At 72.5% G+C, this 16677-nt stretch carries 17 protein-coding genes and 1 tRNA gene; 8 read left to right on the top strand and 10 right to left on the bottom strand.

Annotated elements, in window-relative coordinates:
• Positions 1-148: 148 nt before the first annotated feature.
• The 4 genes from VIB11_RS01175 to VIB11_RS01160 form a co-directional block, all read right to left on the bottom strand.
• Positions 149-577, bottom strand: a complete 429-nt coding sequence (locus VIB11_RS01175) for a VOC family protein (RefSeq protein WP_332027555.1) — start codon at positions 575-577, stop codon at positions 149-151.
• On the bottom strand, positions 578-1885 hold the full coding sequence (locus tag VIB11_RS01170) for a class I SAM-dependent methyltransferase (protein ID WP_332027553.1): 1308 nt from the start codon (positions 1883-1885) through the stop codon (positions 578-580).
• Positions 1882-3333, bottom strand: a complete 1452-nt coding sequence (locus VIB11_RS01165; protein ID WP_332027551.1) for an FAD-binding oxidoreductase — start codon at positions 3331-3333, stop codon at positions 1882-1884. Before VIB11_RS01165 ends, VIB11_RS01170 begins: the two co-directional genes overlap by 4 nt.
• Before the next feature lie 97 nt (positions 3334-3430).
• Positions 3431-3775, bottom strand: a complete 345-nt coding sequence (locus VIB11_RS01160) for a hypothetical protein (RefSeq protein WP_332027549.1) — start codon at positions 3773-3775, stop codon at positions 3431-3433.
• A gap of 40 nt (positions 3776-3815) precedes the next feature.
• Here VIB11_RS01160 and VIB11_RS01155 point away from each other — a divergent pair, with 40 nt between their 5' ends.
• Entirely contained in the window at positions 3816-4634 is an 819-nt protein-coding gene (locus tag VIB11_RS01155) for a nucleotidyltransferase domain-containing protein (protein WP_332027547.1), read from the top strand.
• A gap of 129 nt (positions 4635-4763) precedes the next feature.
• On the opposite strand, the gene VIB11_RS01150 is transcribed toward VIB11_RS01155, so the two are convergent.
• From VIB11_RS01150 to VIB11_RS01135, 4 genes are all read right to left on the bottom strand, one after another.
• Positions 4764-4837: transfer RNA gene (locus VIB11_RS01150), tRNA-Val, on the bottom strand.
• A 59-nt stretch (positions 4838-4896) separates the two neighbouring features.
• Entirely contained in the window at positions 4897-5319 is a 423-nt protein-coding gene (locus VIB11_RS01145; protein WP_332027545.1) for a TIGR02611 family protein, read from the bottom strand.
• The gene (locus tag VIB11_RS01140) at positions 5319-6164 is read right to left on the bottom strand and encodes an aminotransferase class IV (RefSeq protein ID WP_332027543.1); all 846 of its coding nucleotides are present in this window, start codon (positions 6162-6164) and stop codon (positions 5319-5321) included. The genes VIB11_RS01145 and VIB11_RS01140 overlap by 1 nt, the downstream gene beginning before the upstream one ends.
• The gene (locus VIB11_RS01135) at positions 6161-7192 is read right to left on the bottom strand and encodes a chorismate-binding protein (protein WP_332027541.1); all 1032 of its coding nucleotides are present in this window, start codon (positions 7190-7192) and stop codon (positions 6161-6163) included. The genes VIB11_RS01140 and VIB11_RS01135 overlap by 4 nt, the downstream gene beginning before the upstream one ends.
• A 37-nt stretch (positions 7193-7229) precedes the next feature.
• On the opposite strand from VIB11_RS01135, the gene VIB11_RS01130 reads away from it, so the two are divergent.
• From VIB11_RS01130 to VIB11_RS01110, 5 genes are all read left to right on the top strand, one after another.
• Positions 7230-8390: a CapA family protein gene (locus VIB11_RS01130; RefSeq protein WP_332027538.1), complete on the top strand. Its 1161-nt coding sequence runs from the start codon at positions 7230-7232 to the stop codon at positions 8388-8390.
• A gap of 72 nt (positions 8391-8462) precedes the next feature.
• A complete protein-coding gene (locus VIB11_RS01125; RefSeq protein WP_332027536.1) occupies positions 8463-9557 on the top strand; it encodes an LLM class flavin-dependent oxidoreductase in 1095 nt (364 codons plus the stop codon).
• Complete coding sequence (locus VIB11_RS01120) at positions 9554-10168, top strand: CE1759 family FMN reductase (protein ID WP_332027534.1); 615 nt, start codon at positions 9554-9556, stop codon at positions 10166-10168. The genes VIB11_RS01125 and VIB11_RS01120 overlap by 4 nt, the downstream gene beginning before the upstream one ends.
• 162 nt (positions 10169-10330) lie before the next feature.
• Positions 10331-10867, top strand: coding sequence for a flavodoxin family protein (locus VIB11_RS01115; protein WP_332027532.1), 537 nt, complete (start codon positions 10331-10333; stop codon positions 10865-10867).
• Positions 10867-11733, top strand: coding sequence for a universal stress protein (locus VIB11_RS01110; protein ID WP_332027530.1), 867 nt, complete (start codon positions 10867-10869; stop codon positions 11731-11733). Before VIB11_RS01115 ends, VIB11_RS01110 begins: the two co-directional genes overlap by 1 nt.
• Before the next feature lie 103 nt (positions 11734-11836).
• On the opposite strand, the gene VIB11_RS01105 is transcribed toward VIB11_RS01110, so the two are convergent.
• Together VIB11_RS01105 and VIB11_RS01100 are read right to left on the bottom strand one after the other, a co-directional pair.
• Positions 11837-13237, bottom strand: a complete 1401-nt coding sequence (locus VIB11_RS01105) for an MFS transporter (protein ID WP_332027528.1) — start codon at positions 13235-13237, stop codon at positions 11837-11839.
• Positions 13234-14622: a nitrate/nitrite transporter gene (locus tag VIB11_RS01100; protein WP_332027526.1), complete on the bottom strand. Its 1389-nt coding sequence runs from the start codon at positions 14620-14622 to the stop codon at positions 13234-13236. Before VIB11_RS01100 ends, VIB11_RS01105 begins: the two co-directional genes overlap by 4 nt.
• Positions 14623-14859: 237 nt before the next feature.
• On the opposite strand from VIB11_RS01100, the gene VIB11_RS01095 reads away from it, so the two are divergent.
• Entirely contained in the window at positions 14860-15681 is an 822-nt protein-coding gene (locus tag VIB11_RS01095) for a helix-turn-helix domain-containing protein (RefSeq protein ID WP_332027525.1), read from the top strand.
• On the top strand, positions 15678-16677 hold a 1000-nt coding region (locus VIB11_RS01090; protein ID WP_332027523.1), incomplete at its 3' end, for a molybdopterin-dependent oxidoreductase. The genes VIB11_RS01095 and VIB11_RS01090, both read left to right, overlap by 4 nt.

Raw genomic sequence — 16677 nt, 5'->3', positions numbered from 1 at the left:
GGACCGGCCTCTGCGGCGGGTCCCGGCACGCGAGCGAGAACCTAGTGGCCCGTGCGCGGTGGACGTGGGAGCGTGACGGCTGCGTCACGCTCCCGCGGGGCAGATCCGGCCGAACGGACGAGGCCGCCCCCGGACGTTGGGGCGACGGTCAGCCGCGGTCCTCGCGCAGCAGGGTCTGCCCGTCGTCGGTGACGGTCCAGAAGGGGTTGTGGGCGACCTCCCACGGATGGCCGTCGGGGTCGACGAAGACGCCGGAGTACCCGCCCCAGAAGGTCTCCGCGCCGGACCGGCCGATGACCGCCCCGGCCCGGCGGGCCTCCTCGAGCACGGTGTCGACCTCCTCGGGCGAGCCCACGTTCAGGGCCAGGGTGACTCCGCCCCAGCCGCCGGAGTCCTCGACCGCGCTGTCCTCCGCGAGGGCGGCGCGGTCCCACAGCCCGACGATGAGCCCACCGGCCTGGAAGAACACGACGTCGTCGTTGTCGTCGCCACGCTCCCAGCCGAGGCTCTCGTAGAACTCGCGGGCCCGGTCGAGGTCGCTGACGCCCAGGGTGACCAGGCTGAGACGCTGTTCCATTCAGCCATCCCACCACGGCCGGAGCGGCAGCCCCGCCGCGCCGCGCCCGTCGGTGCGCACTGCGAGCACCTGGTGCAGCTCGACCCCGCCGCGCTCGAAGCCCAGGCGTGAACCCGCCATGTAGAGGCCCCAGACGCGGGCGGTGGCCTGCCCCACCTCCTCCACGCAGGCGTCCCAGTGGTCCGCGAGGTTGCGGCACCACTGGGCCAGCGTGAGGGCGTAGTGCTCCCGCAGGTTCTCCTCGTGGCGGACCTCGAGACCTGCGTCCTGGGCGGCGGCGATGACCGCCCCCGACCCGGTCAGCTCGCCGTCCGGGAAGACGTACCGGTCGATGAAGGCACCTGTGGGCCGCATCCGGTTGTCGGGGCGGGTGATGCAGTGGTTGAGCAGCAGCCCACCGACCCGCAGCCGCTCCCGTATGCCGCGGAAGTAGGCGGGGTAGTGCCGCACCCCGACGTGCTCGGTCAGGCCGATCGACGAGACGGCGTCGAAGCCGGACTCCTTGATGTCGCGGTAGTCGCTGAAGCGCACCTCGGCGAGCCCACCCAGGCTCTCCTCGTCGATGGCCCGCTGGGCCCACGCCGCCTGCTCCCGCGACAGGGTGGCTCCGATGGCCCGCACACCGCGCCGCGCGGCATACCGGACCATCCCTCCCCAGCCACAGCCGATGTCGAGCAGCCGGTCGCCCTCCTGCAGCCGGAGCTTGTCGAAGACGAGTCGGTACTTGTTCTCCTGGGCCTCCTCCAACGTCGCCGCCTCGTGCGGGTAGCAGGCGCACGTGTAGGTCATCGACGGACCGAGCACCCGCTCGTAGAAGGCGTTCGAGACGTCGTAGTGGTGGCGGATCGCCTCCGCGTCCCGCGTGCGGGAGTGGCGCAGCCCCTCGGCCACGCGGCGCCACCGGGGCAGGGCCTCCTGCGGCGGCGGGGGCGGCGGGCGCAGCAGCTCGGTCCCGAGCGAGCGGGCGATCACGGGCAGCAGCCGTGGTGGGGGCAGCCGGAAGCGCACGTCCTCCAGGGCCCTGAGCAACGGGTAGGGGTCGCCCGGGTGCACCCCGGCGAGGTCGAGGTCACCCGACACGTAGGCCCGCGCCAGACCGAGGTCACCGGGGGCGGTCACCAGGTAGCTGGCCCCGCGCGGTGCCAGCAGGTGCAGGCCCAGCTCGGCGTCCGGTGGGCCGGCGGCGCTGCCGTCGTATGCCGTGAACCGCACCGGCAGGGGACCGTCGGTGACGGTCTCGATGACTTCGGCGAGGCTGAGCCGGGGCTGGTCGGGCTGCGGCCCGCGGGCCTGCTTCAGGGTCGTCACTTGCGCTGCACCGCCTTCGTGTAGAGGTCCAGGAGCCGCCGGTCGGGGTCGTAGCGCCGCTTCAGCGCCGCATAGGTCTCGCCGCCGTACAGGCGGTCGAACTCGTCGCGGTCGTAGTAGGCGTCGGAGTAGAGCGACTTGTGGCCGTGCACGCGGGTCACCTCGGCCTCGATGAGCCGGTTGGCCTCGCCCGGGGGCGCGGACGGGTCGGCGGGGACCGTGGACCAGAAGCCGACGTTGACGTAGGTCTGCCCGGCACGGAGGGGGTAGAGCGGCCACGGGCGGTCGCCGCTGGTGGCCGTGGCCAGCTCTCCCGAGGCCTCCCGGAGGCGCAGCGGGCACAGCCAGACCGGCTCGATCGGGACCTCGCGCAGGAACCAGTGCAGGAACTCGGCACACCGCTCGAGCGGGACCTCGACGTCCTGCACGACCCGCTCCTGCGGCGGCCGCCCACGCCGGGCGTCGAGGCGGGCGGCGACGTGGAAGCGCTGGTCGAGCGCGACGAGCTTCCAGTAGGTGCTGCTGCGCCGCCAGCGCCGGGGCCACAGCTGTCGGATCCGCGGGTCCTGGGCGCCGAAGGCGCGGCTGCACCAGAACCAGTCGGTGTCCCAGCGCCACAGGTAGTCACGGGTGGTGAGCCGGTCGTGCCGGGGCCTGGGCTCGTCGTGCCGGATCGACTGGTAGTAGACCAGCTGGCCCGTGTAGTCGCTGACCGGGCCGGGGACGTCGGTCTTCGCACCCAGGCAGAGGTAGGACTCGGTGGCGCTGAACACGACACCGTCGAGGTAGTCGACGCGCTCGCCGTCGTGGTGGCCGGTGTCGACGATCGCTCCCAGTGCCGCAACCAGGTCGTCGACCGAGTGGAAGCGGACGTGTCGCAGGGCGACGAAGGCCTGCACGGGCTCGAGCTCGATGCGCAGGCGCGTCGCGTACCCGAGGCTCCCGTAGGAGTTGGGGAAACCCCGGAAGAGGTCGGCGTGCTCCCCGTCCGGCCGGGCGGTGACCACCTCTCCGGAGCCGGTCAGGATGTCCATCTCCAGCACGGACTCGTGGGGCAGCCCGCACCGGAACGACGACGACTCGATGCCGAGCCCGGTGACCGCGCCCCCGAGCGTGATGGTCTTCAGCTGGGGCACGACCAGGGGCACCATTCCGTGGGGCAGGGTGGCGTCCACGAGCCGCTCGTACGTGCACATGCCGGCCACGTCGGCGGTGCGGCCCCGCGGGTCCACCGAGAGCACGCCCGCGAGACCAGAGACGTCCAGCCCTGGTGCCGTCGGACGCTCGCGCGCCCGGAACAGGTTGGACGTGCGCTTGGCGAGCCGGACCGGGGCGTGGGGCGGGATGGCCCGGAAGCTGGCCACCAGCCGGGCCACGGCCGCACGGTGCTCGGCAGGGGAGCCGGACTCCCCCGCCACCCCTGGCACCGACGTCACCCGGTCAGCCACGCTTCGAGGCTAAGGCGAGCCGGGGCCCCGCGTCAGCCGGATTCCCCGACCGCGCCGGCCGGAGCCTCCAGCGTCCCAGCGCAGGTCGGCTCCCTCGTCAGCCGGAGACCTCCACGGGGTCGCCCACACTGACCCGCCCCGGCGTGCGCACCGCGGCATACACACCTGGGCAGCCACGGGGCACGGAGGTGACGTCGAGCTCGACCTCCCCCACCCTCAGGACCGCGCCGATGGCGTCGGTCAGCTCCCCCGGGGCCAGGGTGACGACGAGGTTGGCCCGGGTCTCGGGCGTCACGTCCTGGGCCGCGATGACCTGGACGGGAGCCCGCTTCCGGCGGTCCCCCGCCACGCCGTCGGGCTCGATGTCGGCCACCGGGAGCTCCTGGCCGGCCTCGCCCTTGACGGGGTAGATGTGGATCTCCGTCAGCAGCGCCGCGCTCATGGCTCCACGGTAGTGCCGCGGGTACGGCACCATGGCGCGAGTGACGGACGAGGAGCTCCAGCAGATGGCGAACCGGCTGCTCGAGGCGCCGGGAGTGCGTGCGGTCATGCTGGGCGGCAGCCGCGCCCGCGGGGACCACACCCCTGAGTCCGACTACGACCTCGGTCTCTACTACGAGACGCCCCTCGACGTGGCCGCACTCGAGGCGCTGGCCCAGGAGCTGGGCGGTCCCACGGCGTCCCTGACCGCGCCAGGGGCCTGGGGCCCCTGGGTGAACGGCGGCGGCTGGCTGCGGATCGCGGGCGCCGACGTGGACTGGATCTACCGGGACCTCGTACGCGTCCGGCGGTCATGGGCTGACGCGCAGGCGGGTCGGTACGGCTTCCACTCCCAGGCGGGCCACCCGCTCGGCGTCCCGGACTTCGCCTATGCCGGGGAGGTCGCTCGAGGCATCGTGCTGGCTGACGCGTCCGGCGAGCTGACGTCCCTGCAGCGGGCGATACGCGACTACCCGCCGGCGCTGGCCGACGCCCTGGTGGCGGGCCTGTGGGAGGCGGACTTCCTCGTCGCCAACGCGCGGAAGGCGGTCTCCCGAGGAGACACGACCTTCATCGCCGGGTGCCTGTTCCGCGTTGTCGAGCTGTGCGCCCACGCGGTCCACGGGCGTTCTGGCCAGTGGGTGACGCACGAGAAGGGTGCGGTCACCTCGGCGGACCGGCTCTCTGCCGCCCCTCGCGACTTCGGCGCGCGTGCCCACGGCATCCTCGCCGGGGTGGGCAGCAGCCCCGGGCAGATGTCGACGGCGGTCGTCGCGGCGGAGGAGCTGGTACGGGCGACCCGGGCAGCCTGCGACGAGTAGGAACGTCCTCGTCGAACGGCGCCGCGGGCAACGACGAAGCCCCTCCCGAGACACCGGGAGGGGCTTCGACACGTCGGGCCTGGCACAACGGTCGGCGTGGTGCCGGACCATCGGTGGGCCATGTGGCGGTGGACGTGAAGGGACTCGAACCCCTGGCCTTTCGCGTGTGAAGCGAACGCTCTAACCAACTGAGCTACACGTCCAGTCCCGTGCGGGCTCACGAAGGATAGCCGCACGGGGACCCGCAGGTGAAATCCGGGGGTCAGAGCCCGGGGAGCCGGAGCACCTGCTCCTCGATGACGTCGGGCAGGAACCCCGGGACACCGGTGAGCAGGAAGAGCGCGTAGAAGATCAGGCCGACGACAGCGGCCGTCAGCAGCGCTGCGACCCCCTTGACCCACAGCGGCTGGGGCCGCATCCAGTCGTTCCACGCGCGCAGCTTCTCCCGGCCGAAGTCGAGGAGCCGCTTGGCCCAGTCGAACTCGGAGGCGAGGATGCCGACGCCGATGAACACGACGAGCCAGCCCGGCCCGGGGAACGGCACCATCACGAGGCCGGCGACGGTCACGACGGCGCCGATGACCCCGACCACGGTGCGGTAGACGCGGTTCGAGTGGGGGTTGGACCGGATCCGGCGCCGCCACGCCCAGTCGCGCTCCTCGGCCTCCGGCTCGCTCACGGGCATCACGGGTCCATCCGCTCGGCCGACATCGCGGCGAAGACCTCGGCCACCTGGGCCGTGACGGGGCCCGGCGCCAGCTCGCGGTCGTCGACCCGGTCGATGGCGAGCACGTCCTTGGTCGAGCTGGTGATGAAGACCTCGTCGCAGTCCCGCAGCACGGACAGCGGCAGGGGCTCCTCGCGGACCTGCAGTCCCGCCTCGCGCGCCCACTCGATCGTCAGCTCGCGCGTGATCCCGGCCAGGCACCCGGAGTCCAGTGGCGGGGTGAGGACGACGCCGTCGCCGACGACGAAGATGTTGCTGCCGGTCCCCTCGCACAGCTCGCCCCTGGTGTTGCCGAAGACCGCCTCGACCGCGCCCCGCTCCTTGGCATGGGCGAGGGCGACGACGTTCTCGGCGTAGGACGTGGTCTTGAGCCCCGCCACTGCGCTCCGCTCGTTGCGCACCCACGGGACGACGGCCAGCGCGGCACTGCGCGGCGGCCGGGGCTGTGGCCCGGCGGTGACGATGTAGGTCATCGGCGAGTCGTCGCGGTCCGAGCCCAGCGGTCCCGCGCCTCCGGTGACGGTGTACCGCAGCCGGCCGAAGGCGATCGGGTCGCCCGCCCCCAGCACGGCGGCGACACCCTTCTCGACCAGGCCGTGGTCGGCGGCGGGCAGACCGAGCCCGGCGAGGGTGCGGTCGAGCCGACGGGCATGGCGCGTCATGGCGAAGACCGCGCCGTCGACCACCTTGCACGTCTCGAAGGCGCCGTCGCCCACGGTCACGCCGTGGTCGAGCGCGGCCACCGCGGGCTCGTCCCACCCCACGAGGGAGCCGTTCACCCAGACCCGCACGTCGCTGCTCATGCCAGCACCCTTCCAGAAGCCAGACCGATCAGGCGAGCGGCTTTCAACTGTGTCTCCTCCCATTCGGCCTCGGCGTCCGAGGCCCACGTGATGCCCGCCCCGGTGCCGAAGCGCAGCCAGCGCTGCCCCTCTGCGTCGCGCTCTGCCCAGAACGTCCGGATGCCCACGGCGAGTTCCGCCTCTCCCCGATCGACGTCGACCCACCCGATGGCGCCACAGTACGGCCCGCGCGGAGCCGCTTCGAGGTCACGGATGGCCGTCAGGGCGCTCGACTTGGGCGCCCCGGACACCGAGCCGGGCGGGAACGTCCCCTCCAGGATGTCCGCCCACCGCACGCCCTGCCGCAGCTCCCCCGACACCGTCGAGACGAGATGGACGAGGCCCGGGTGCTCCTCGGGCGCGCACAGGTGGTCGACGCGGACGGTGCCGGCACGGCACACGTGGTGGAGGTCGTTGCGCACGAGGTCGACGATCATGACGTTCTCGGCGTAGTCCTTGGGCAGCATGCCCGGGAGCTGCGCCGCCGTGCCCTTGATCGGCCGGGACTCCAGGCGGCCACCGGACCGCAGCAGGAAGGCCTCCGGGGAGGCGCAGACGACGTCCAGGCCCGCCTCGGGGACGTGCACGCGTGCTGCGTGGGGGGCCGGGTTGCCTCGCGAGAGGAGGTGGGCGAGGCCGTCGAGGTCCGCGGAGTCCTCCAGCCGGTGCGAGAGCACCCGGCAGAGGTTCACCTGGTAGACGGTGCCCGCCTCGATGCGGCGGCGCACCTCCCCGACCCCCTCGAGGTATGCCGCGTGGTCGAGGCTGGAGAGCCACTCCCGGTCGACGGGCGCCCAGGCCACCGGCACGGTGTCCGGCACGTCCCGCTCGACGCGGCCGAAGCGGGCGGCCGTGACGGTGCCCTCGAAGTCGGCCACCACCGCCCAGAAGCCCCTTCCGGGGCCGTCGAGGGCGGCCACCGCCGCGTCGCCCACGCGCACGTCGACGAGGTCCCGCGCCACGAGGGAACCGAAGCGGGCGTGGGTCACGGCCCCGATCATAGGCAGGCGCCTAGACTCCCCCGTCATGCGCGCTCCCCCGGCCTCGGCCGTCCTCGCGGCGGCTCTCCTGGCCACGGCCTGCACACCGAGCGCCGGCGCCGGCGCCCCGGCCGACCAGCGCGCACGGACCTCCACCCCAGCCGCGTCCAGCCCGACGCGCGCGACCGGGACGGCGACCACCACGAGGGCTGCCTCGCCGTCGGTGACCGCGGCGACCCCGGCGGCGGACCCGCGCACCCTCACCCTGGCCTTCGGGGGCGACGTGCACTTCGAGGACTACCTGCGGCCGGTGGCCAGGGACCCCCACGGCCTCGACGAGCTGCGGGGCACCCTCGGGGCGGCCGACCTGTCGATGGTCAACCTCGAGACCGCCATCACGGAGCGGGGCGCTCCCATCGGCAAGGAGTTCCACTTCCGGGCGCCCGCCTCCGCGCTGGACACCCTCGCGAGCGCCGGGGTCGACGCGGTGAGCATGGCGAACAACCACGGGGCCGACTTCGGAGCCCAGGGCCTGCGTGACACCCTGGCCGCCAGGCGCGCCAGTCCCCTGCCCGTCGTGGGCATCGGTGCCGACGAGGACGAGGCGTTCGCCCCGGCCACGCTGGAGGCCAAGGGCCTGCGGGTGGCCGTCCTCGGCGCCTCACAGGTGTTCGAGATGACACTGGCGAACTGGTCGGCGGATGCCGACTCCCCGGGGATCGCCAGCGCCTCACCGCTGGGACGGCTGCGCACGGCCGTGCAGCGCGCTGCGTCGACCCACGACCTGGTCGTGGTCTACCTGCACTGGGGACTGGACTACCAGGCGTGCCCGGACTCGCTCTCCACCCAGACCGCGCAGGCCCTCGAGGCGGCCGGGGCCGACGTCATCGTCGGCGGCCACTCCCACCGGGTCAACGCAGCCGGCTGGCTGGGACGCTCCTACGTGGCCTACGGGCTGGGCAACTTCGTCTGGTGGCGCAGCCGGGAGCCGGACTCGCGCACCGGGGTGCTGACCCTCGAGGTCGACGTGGAGAGCGCGCGCGGGACCCGCCGCAGCGCCCGCAGCGCCGTGACCGGGGCGACCTGGACCCCCATGCTCATCGGCACGGACGGCATACCGCGCGTGCCGTCGGCGTCGGACGGCCGGCGCCTGCACCGCCTGTGGGAGCAGTCCCGCTCGTGCTCGGGACTCGACGCCCGCCCGTGACGGGAATGAAGCCTGCGCCGGCTCCGTTACGATAGTTGAAATCGCAACGACCATTCCGAGGAGCGCGAGCAGATGCAGTTCGGCATCTTCACCGTCGGGGACGTCACCACCGACCCCACCACCGGCACCACCGTGTCCGAGCACGAGCGCATCAAGGGCACCATCGCGATCGCGAGGAAGGCCGAGGAGGTGGGCCTCGACGTGTTCGCGACCGGCGAGCACCACAACCCGCCCTTCGCGGCCCCCGCCAACCCGCCGGTGCTCCTGGCGCACATCGCCGCCCAGACGGAACGGATCATCCTCTCGACCGCGACCACGCTGATCACCACGAACGACCCCGTGCGGCTGGCCGAGGACTACGCCTACCTCCAGCACCTCGCCGACGGCCGCGTCGACCTCATGACGGGGCGCGGCAACACGGGGCCGGTGTACCCGTGGTTCGGCAGGGACATCCGGGACGGCATCCCGCTCGCCGTCGAGAACTACGCGCTGCTGCGCCGCCTGTGGACCGAGGAGGCGGTCACGTGGAGCGGGAAGCACCGCACCCCCCTGCAGGGCTTCACCTCCACGCCGCGCCCACTCGACGGCATCCCGCCCTTCGTCTGGCACGGCTCGATCCGCTCACCCGAGATCGCCGAGCAGGCCGCCTACTACGGCGACGGTTTCTTCCACAACAACATCTTCTGGCCCATCAGCCACACGAGGCAGATGGTCGACCTCTACCGCCGCCGCTTCGAGCACTACGGCCACGGCTCCGCGGACCAGGCGATCGTCGGGCTCGGCGGGCAGGTCTTCATGCGCCGGAACAGCCAGGACGCCGTCCGCGAGTTCCGGCCCTACTTCGACAACGCCCCGGTCTACGGCCACGGGCCGTCGCTGGAGGACTTCAGCCGGGAGACGCCCCTCACCGTGGGCAGCCCCCAGCAGGTGGTCGAGAGGTATGCCGCGATGGCCGACCACGTGGGCGACTACCAGCGCCAGCTCTTCCTGATGGACCACGCCGGCCTGCCGCTGCGCACGGTGCTGGAACAGATCGAGATCCTCGGCAGCGAGGTCGTGCCCGAGCTGCGCCGCATCGCCGCCGCGCGCAAGCCCGCCCACGTCCCGGACGCCCCCACCCACGCCTCGCGGCTGGCCGCGCTCGGCGCGGTGGAGGTGGCCCGATGACTGCCCGTCGCATCGTGGTGGTCAACGGAGGGCTCGGTCAGCCGTCGAGCACCCGGCTGCTCGCGGAGCGGCTGGCCGCGGCGACCTCGGACGCGCTCCTCGAGCACGGGGTCGAGGCCGACGTCGAGATCGTGGACCTGCGGAGCCTTGCGCACCCACTCGCCGACGCCGTCGTCACCGGGTTCGCCACCGGAGCGCTGAAGGACGCCCTCTCGGCGATGTCTGCCGCTGACGGCGTCATCGTGGTGAGCCCGGTCTACCAGGCCTCCTTCAGCGGTCTCTTCAAGACGTTCTTCGACGTGCTGGACGAGGGCGCCCTCGCGGGGACGCCGGTCCTGCTGGCGGCCACCGCCGGCACGGCCCGGCACTCCCTGGTCATCGAGCACGCCCTGCGCCCGATGTTCGCCTACCTCAAGGCCGTTGCCGTGCCCTCGGGGGTCTTCGCCGCGTCGGAGGACTGGGGCAGCGTCCGGGCGGAGCAGAGCCTCGGACGCCGGGTCGAGGCGGCAGCGACGGAGCTCGCAGCCCTCGTGGCCGCCCGACCCGAGCGTGCCGCCGGCGGGGCCTTCGACGACGTCGTGCCGTTCGACGAGCTGCTGGCCGGGTCCTGACCCGGCCAGCGACTGACCCGGCCAGCGACTGACCCGGCCAGCGACTGCCCCGGGCCGCAGCTGACTCGGGCCCGTTGCCCTCTCGGGACCTTCGGCACCGGCGGGTCCCCGCATGTCGCGCGACGATGGAGGTGACCACCGGAGCGGACAGGGAGGTACGCCATGAGCCCCGCGCTCATCGTCTACGAGTCCATCCTCGGCAACACCGAGGAGATCGCGCGGGCCGTCGCCGACGGGCTCGGCAGGAGCCACTCCGTCACGGTCAGCGAGGTCGGCCGGGCACCGGACGTCGTCCCCGAGGACGTCGACCTGCTCGTGGTCGGTGGCCCGACCCACGCCTTCGGCCTGAGCCGACCCGAGACCCGCAAGGAGGCAGCCGACCAGGCCACCGGCCCGGTGCCCTCGGGCGGGCGCGGCCTGCGGGAGTGGCTCGAGGCGCTGGCCCCCTCCGAGACGCCCACACCGTTCGCGACGTTCGACACCCGCATCAGCCAGCACTTCCCCGGCTCGGCAGCGAAGAAGGCCCACAAACGCTTGCGGGCCAAGGGCTTCCGCAGCCTCGAGGAGCCTGAGAGCTTCATCGTCCACGGCAAGCCCGCGCGCCTCGCCGAGGGCGAGCCCGACCGCGCCCGCAGCTGGGGCGAGGGTCTGGGCAGGCGGCTCGACGACGTCGGCGGCGTGTCCGCGAGGAGGGCGTGATGGCCGCCTCCGACCGTGGCGCCCTCGTCGTCGGCGTCGACGGGTCCCCGGGCGGCGAGGCCGCCCTGGAGTGGGCCACGGACGAGGCGCGCCGCCGCCACCTGCCCCTGCGCCTGGTCCACGCCACCAACGTCGACTACCTCGTGGCGGCGGCGATGCTCAGCCCGACCGACGTGACCGACGTTCCCGACGAGCTCGTGGAGGAGGCCAGGGCACGGGTCCAGGCGGCTGCCCCCGACGTGGACGTCACGGCGGAGGCCTCGACCCAGTCGGCAGCGCGTGCGCTGGTGGAGCGGTCCGTCGGGGCCGAGGAGGTCGTCGTCGGCAGCCACGGCAAGGGTCCGGTGCGCGGGGCGCTCGGCTCCGTCTCGCTCCAGGTGGCCATGCATGCCCGCTGCCCGGTGGTCGTCGTCCGTGGCCACGAGCCGGGCATGGCAGCCGGGCCGGTCGTGGTCGGCGTCGACGGCTCGGCCCTCTCGTCCGAGGCTGTCGGGTACGCCTTCGAGCAGGCCTCCCTGCGCGGGGTGCCGCTGGCCGTCGTCTACGCCTGGTGGATCGAGTTCGTCGAGGGCGTCGTCGTGACCACCCCCGGCACGCCCCACTGGGGGGAGATCCGGGAGCGGCAGCGCCTGGCCGTCTCCGAGTCGCTGGCCGGGTGGCGGGAGAAGTACCCCGACGTCGAGGTCGAGGTCCACATCGAGCACGGCCGGCCGACGGACGCCATCGTCGCCAACAGCGAGCGGGCGTGCCTCGTCGTGGTCGGTGCCCGGGGGCGCGGCGGGTTCGGCGGGCTGCTGCTGGGCTCGGTGAGCCACGGCGTGCTGCACCGGGCGCACTGCCCGGTCGCGGTCGTGCGCTCCCGCTGACGGTCGACCGGCGTCACGGCCGTGTGCCGCGTGCGCGACGCATGCGGCCCACGGCGTGGTGAGCACGAGCGGGCACGAGCGGGCTCGAGCGGGTCAGCCGGTCTCAGGAGGGCTTCGGCGCACCGGGGCGGGCATAGCGCACCCACACGATCGTGGTGCACATCACGGCCCAGGCGATGCCGATGGCGTAGAACGTGGTCGGCGACATGATGGTCAGGCCCACGCCGAACAGGAACGGGCCGAACGCCGCGATCGCCGCGGTCCAGCCGATGACGCCGCCCGCCTGGCGGCGCTCGAAGATCATCGGCATCTGCTTGAAGGTCGAGGCGTTGCCGATGCCGCTGAAGAGGAAGATCGCCAGCATCCCCCAGAGGAAGGTGGTGAAGTCGCTGCTGAGGGCTGCGGCGGAGGAGGTGTCCGGGACGAGCGCGGTCATCGTGAACGCGATGGAGCCGACCAGCCCGATGCCCGAGATGAGGCTCCACACCGCGCCTCCCATCCGGTCGGTCAGCGGGCTGAACAGCACCCGTGCCGCCGCGCCCACGAGGGGGCCGAGGAACACGTACGCGACCGGGTCGGGCACCGTGTAGCCCTCGACGAGCAGTCGGGCACCGGCTCCGGCGCCCTGGACGATGTCGGGGTTGCCCGCGCCGTAGAGGTTCTTCATGAGCAGGCCGAACTGCGCCGCGAGGCCGGAGAACGTGCCGAAGGTCATGATGTAGACGAGCGTCATCCACCAGGTGTCCTGGTTGCGGAAGATGTCGACCTGCTGCCGGAGGTTGGCGGTGATCGGCACCGACCTGAGCATCGTCCACGCCAGGGCCGCACCGATGAGGATGAACGGGATGTAGATGAAGGCGGCGTTCTGGTACCAGACCTCGGTCGCCGGCTTGCCCGGGAGGCCCTGCATGGTCTGGGACCCGCCGAGGAACCCGACCATGCTGAAGCCGATGATCCATGGCGTCAGCAGCTGCACCAGCGAGACGCCGAAGTTGCCGATGCCCGCCTGCAGGCCCAGGGCCGTGCCCTGGAGCCGACGAGGGAAGAAGTAGCTCGTGCTCGGCATGAACCCGGAGAACGCGCCGCCGCCGATGCCGGAGAGGAAGGACAGGGCCAGCAGCTCCCAGTAGGGAGTCGTCGGGTCCTGCACCCGCACCCCCCACCCGAGGACGGGGAAGACCAGCAGCAGCGTGGTGAAGGTGACCAGCTTGCGCGTGCCCAGGATCGGTGGCAGCACCATCCAGACCAGGCGCATCAGGCCACCTGCCAGGCCGGGCATCGAGGTGAGCCAGTAGAGCTGGGTCTGGCTGAAGTCGAAGCCGAGGTTGGTCAGCTTGGGGGCGATCGCGCTGGCGAGGAACCACGACGCGAAGCACAGCGTCAGCGTGAAGGTCGTGATCCACAGCGTGGTCCAGGCCAGCCGCCTGTCCCAGGCCTGCTCGTTCTCGGGGTCCCACGACTCGAGCCACTCGCCCCCGCGGCGGGTCTCTGCGACGTTGCTCATGCGCGTGCCTCCTCGGGCTCACGGTCGGTCAGCCCGCCGGCAGCCAGCTGCGTCGGCGGGGTCTCCAGGTGGGTGGCCAGCTCAGGTGACTTCTCGTGCAGCATGTGCACGACGGTCCAGTGCATCCACAGCGAGCACACGACCGTCAGCAGGAACAGCACCGCGAAGGTGCTCGACGGGAAGCCGGTCCACTGCTGCGTGTAGGCGAACAGCGGCGGGAGGAAGAAGCCCCCGAGCCCGCCCAGCATGCCCACGAGCCCGCCCACAGCACCCACGTCGTGGGGGAAGTACTCGGGGATGTGCTTGTAGACAGCGGCCTTCCCGACACCCATCGCGCAGCCCAGGACGAACACGATGACGGCGAAGGGGACGATCCCCATCGCGTAGGGCAGCACCTCGCGGGCCCCCGTGCGGGTCTGGACGACGATGTGGCCGTTGGGCATCGCCAGCACGAGCGTGCACACCATCATCACGCCGAAGGTCCAGTACATGGCGCGGCGGGCGCCCCAGCGGTCCGAGAACCAGCCGCCCACCGGGCGCAGGAGCGACGCCGGGAAGATGAACGACGCGGTGAGGAGCGCGGCGGTGCTGAGGCTGACGTCGAAGTTGTCGACGTAGTACTTCGGCAGCCAGGCGGCCAGGGCGACGTAGGCACCGAAGACGGCCACGTAGTAGAGGGCGAAGCGCCAGACGCGCAGCTGGCGCAGCGGCTGGAGCTGCTCCCTGAGCGACCGCCCCCGGCCGGGCATGCGGTCCTGGCTGGGGGTGATGACCCACGTGAGGACCGCCAGGACCACCAGGAGGACGGCGTAGATGATCGGCACCACCCGCCAGCCGCCCTGCACGAAACCGAGGTACGTGCCGCCCGCCGTGCCGGCGATCAGCGCCGGGCCGATGAACTTCGTGATGGAGGCGCCGACGTTGCCGGCGCCGAACACGCCGAGCGCGAAGCCCTGCCGCTCGCGCGGGAACCACGCGGAGTTCCAGGCGATACCGGCGCTGAAGGAGTTGCCGGCGAAACCCACGAGGAAGGCGAGCACGAGGAGCAGGCCGTAGCTGTCTGCCTGCGACACCAGGTAGGCCGGGACTGCGGTGAGGGCCAGCATCGCGGCGAAGACCTTCCGGCCCCCGACACGGTCCGTGACCATGCCCGCCGGCAGACGCCACAGGGAGCCGTTCAGCACGGCGACCGCGGACAGCCACGACAGCTCGACGTCGCTGAGCCCGAACTCCGCGCGGATCGGGATGCCGAGGATCCCGAACATCAGCCAGACCGCGAACATCACCGTGAAGCTCAGCGTCGACATCACGAGGACACGGGTTGCGCCACTGCTCGTCCGCCGGTCAGCCTCCTGGCCTGCCGTGGCGATGTCTGCCGTGGCCATCTCACCTCCGCGTGACGGTGGTTCACAGGAACGCCCTGCTGCAAATCTCCCGTTGAGCGTAGGGACGCTGCCGACGGGGAGCCGAGGGCCTTTGGTCCCTAGTGGGCGGGCCCGATGCACCGCAAGGGTTGTGCCCCAACGGAGCCCGAGACGCCGACGGTGAGTGGAGGCAGGTGCGACTCGGCTCCACGCCCGACCGGGCAAGGCGGACGACGTTCCTCTAAAGGGAGGCGGCCAGTGGCACAGGTGTCGCGCGGTGGCGACGAGCTGTTGCTCTCCCCTGTCCGCCGGCGCATCGTGGCGGCCCTGACGGCGCTGCCGCCCTCAGGCCCGGAGGACTCCTCGGACAACGGCTCGGAGGCCGGCTCGCAGCCGCAGTCGACCGGTCTGACCGCAGCGGAGGTGGGCGCCGCCGTGCAGCTGCACCCGACGAGCGCGAGGTTCCACCTCGAACAGCTGGTCGCAGCCGGCGTGCTCACCGCATCCTTCCACCGCCACGGCACGGGCCGCCCGCGGAAGCGGTATGCCGTGCACGCCGGGCACCGCAGCCGCGTGGACCCGGAGACGTCGTACCGCATGCTCGCGGAGCTGCTCACCCAGGCCGTCGCGCCGCAGCAGTCGGGGGACCGCCTCAGCCCCGAGGAGGCCGGTGCGCGCTGGGCGCGCCAACACCTGCGCCCTCTCGACGGCGCTGTGCCGGCCCCGGCAAGGACGCCCGGCCAGTGGCTCGCCACGACGGGACGGGTCGTCGACTTTCTGGAGGCGTGGGGTTACGAGCCCAGTGTCAGGACCGAGGTCGGCGGGCACACCGCAACGGTCGTGCTCGGCCGGTGCCCCTTCCTCGAGCTCGCCAGGGCCCACACCGACGTTGTCTGCGCGGCGCACCTGGGCCTGCTGAAGGGCGCGCTGGAGGCGCTCGGCGAGGTCGACACGGAGGTCCGGCTCGCGCCCTTCGCCGAGCGGGGCGCCTGCCGTGCGCAGCTCACCACCCGTGCCCACCTCACTCCGCCCGAGATCAGCCCCGTGACCACCATCCCCGACCAGGAGGACGACGCGTGACCACGCACGAGCAGCAGGGCACCGGCCACCCCCGAGCAGGACTCGACGGCCCCCTCTCCGAGGCGCTGGTGGGCACCCGGCGCTTCTTCACCCGCGCCGAGGTCTCCGACGACAAGCGCAGCCTCTACGCCAAGGGCGGCCGGGCGGGCGACGCCTTCTACCGCGACCGCTGGAGCCACGACAAGGTGGTGCGCTCGACCCACGGCGTGAACTGCACGGGCAGCTGCTCGTGGAAGGTCTACGTCAAGGACGGCATCATCACCTGGGAGGCGCAGCAGACCGACTACCCGTCGACCGGCGCCGACCGTCCGGAGTACGAGCCCCGCGGGTGCCCCCGCGGCGCCGCCTTCTCCTGGTACACCTACTCCCCCACCAGGATCCGCTACCCCTACGTCCGGGGCATCCTGCTCGAGATGTACCGGGAGGCCAAGCAGCGTCTCGGTGACCCGGTGCTCGCCTGGGCCGACATCGTGGGCGACCCGGCGAAGGCCAAGCGCTACAAGGCCGCTCGCGGCAAGGGCGGCCTGGTCCGCGCGTCGTGGGGTGAGGCCGCCGAGATCGTCGCGGCCGCGAACGTGCACACCATCAAGCAGTGGGGCCCCGACCGGGTCGCGGGCTTCTCCCCCATCCCGGCGATGTCGATGGTCAGCCACGCCTCGGGCGCGCGCTTCACCTCGCTCATCGGCGGCTCGATGCTCTCGTTCTACGACTGGTACGCCGACCTGCCCGTCGCGTCGCCGCAGATCTGGGGCGACCAGACCGACGTGCCCGAGTCCGGCGACTGGTGGGACGCCGGCTACCTCATGATGTGGGGCTCCAACATCCCGGTCACCCGCACCCCCGACGCCCACTGGATGGCCGAGGCCCGCTACCGCGGTCAGAAGGTCGTGGTCGTGGCGCCCGACTACGCCGACAACGTCAAGTTCGCCGACGAGTGGCTGCCCGCCGCACCGGGCACCGACGGGGCGCTGGCGATGGCCATGGGCCACGTGGTGC

This window comes from Pedococcus sp. (genome assembly GCF_036554925.1).
GTDB lineage: Bacteria > Actinomycetota > Actinomycetes > Actinomycetales > Dermatophilaceae > Pedococcus_A.
Note: the sequence above shows the minus strand (reverse complement) of the source record. Positions and strands in the feature narration are given on the sequence as shown.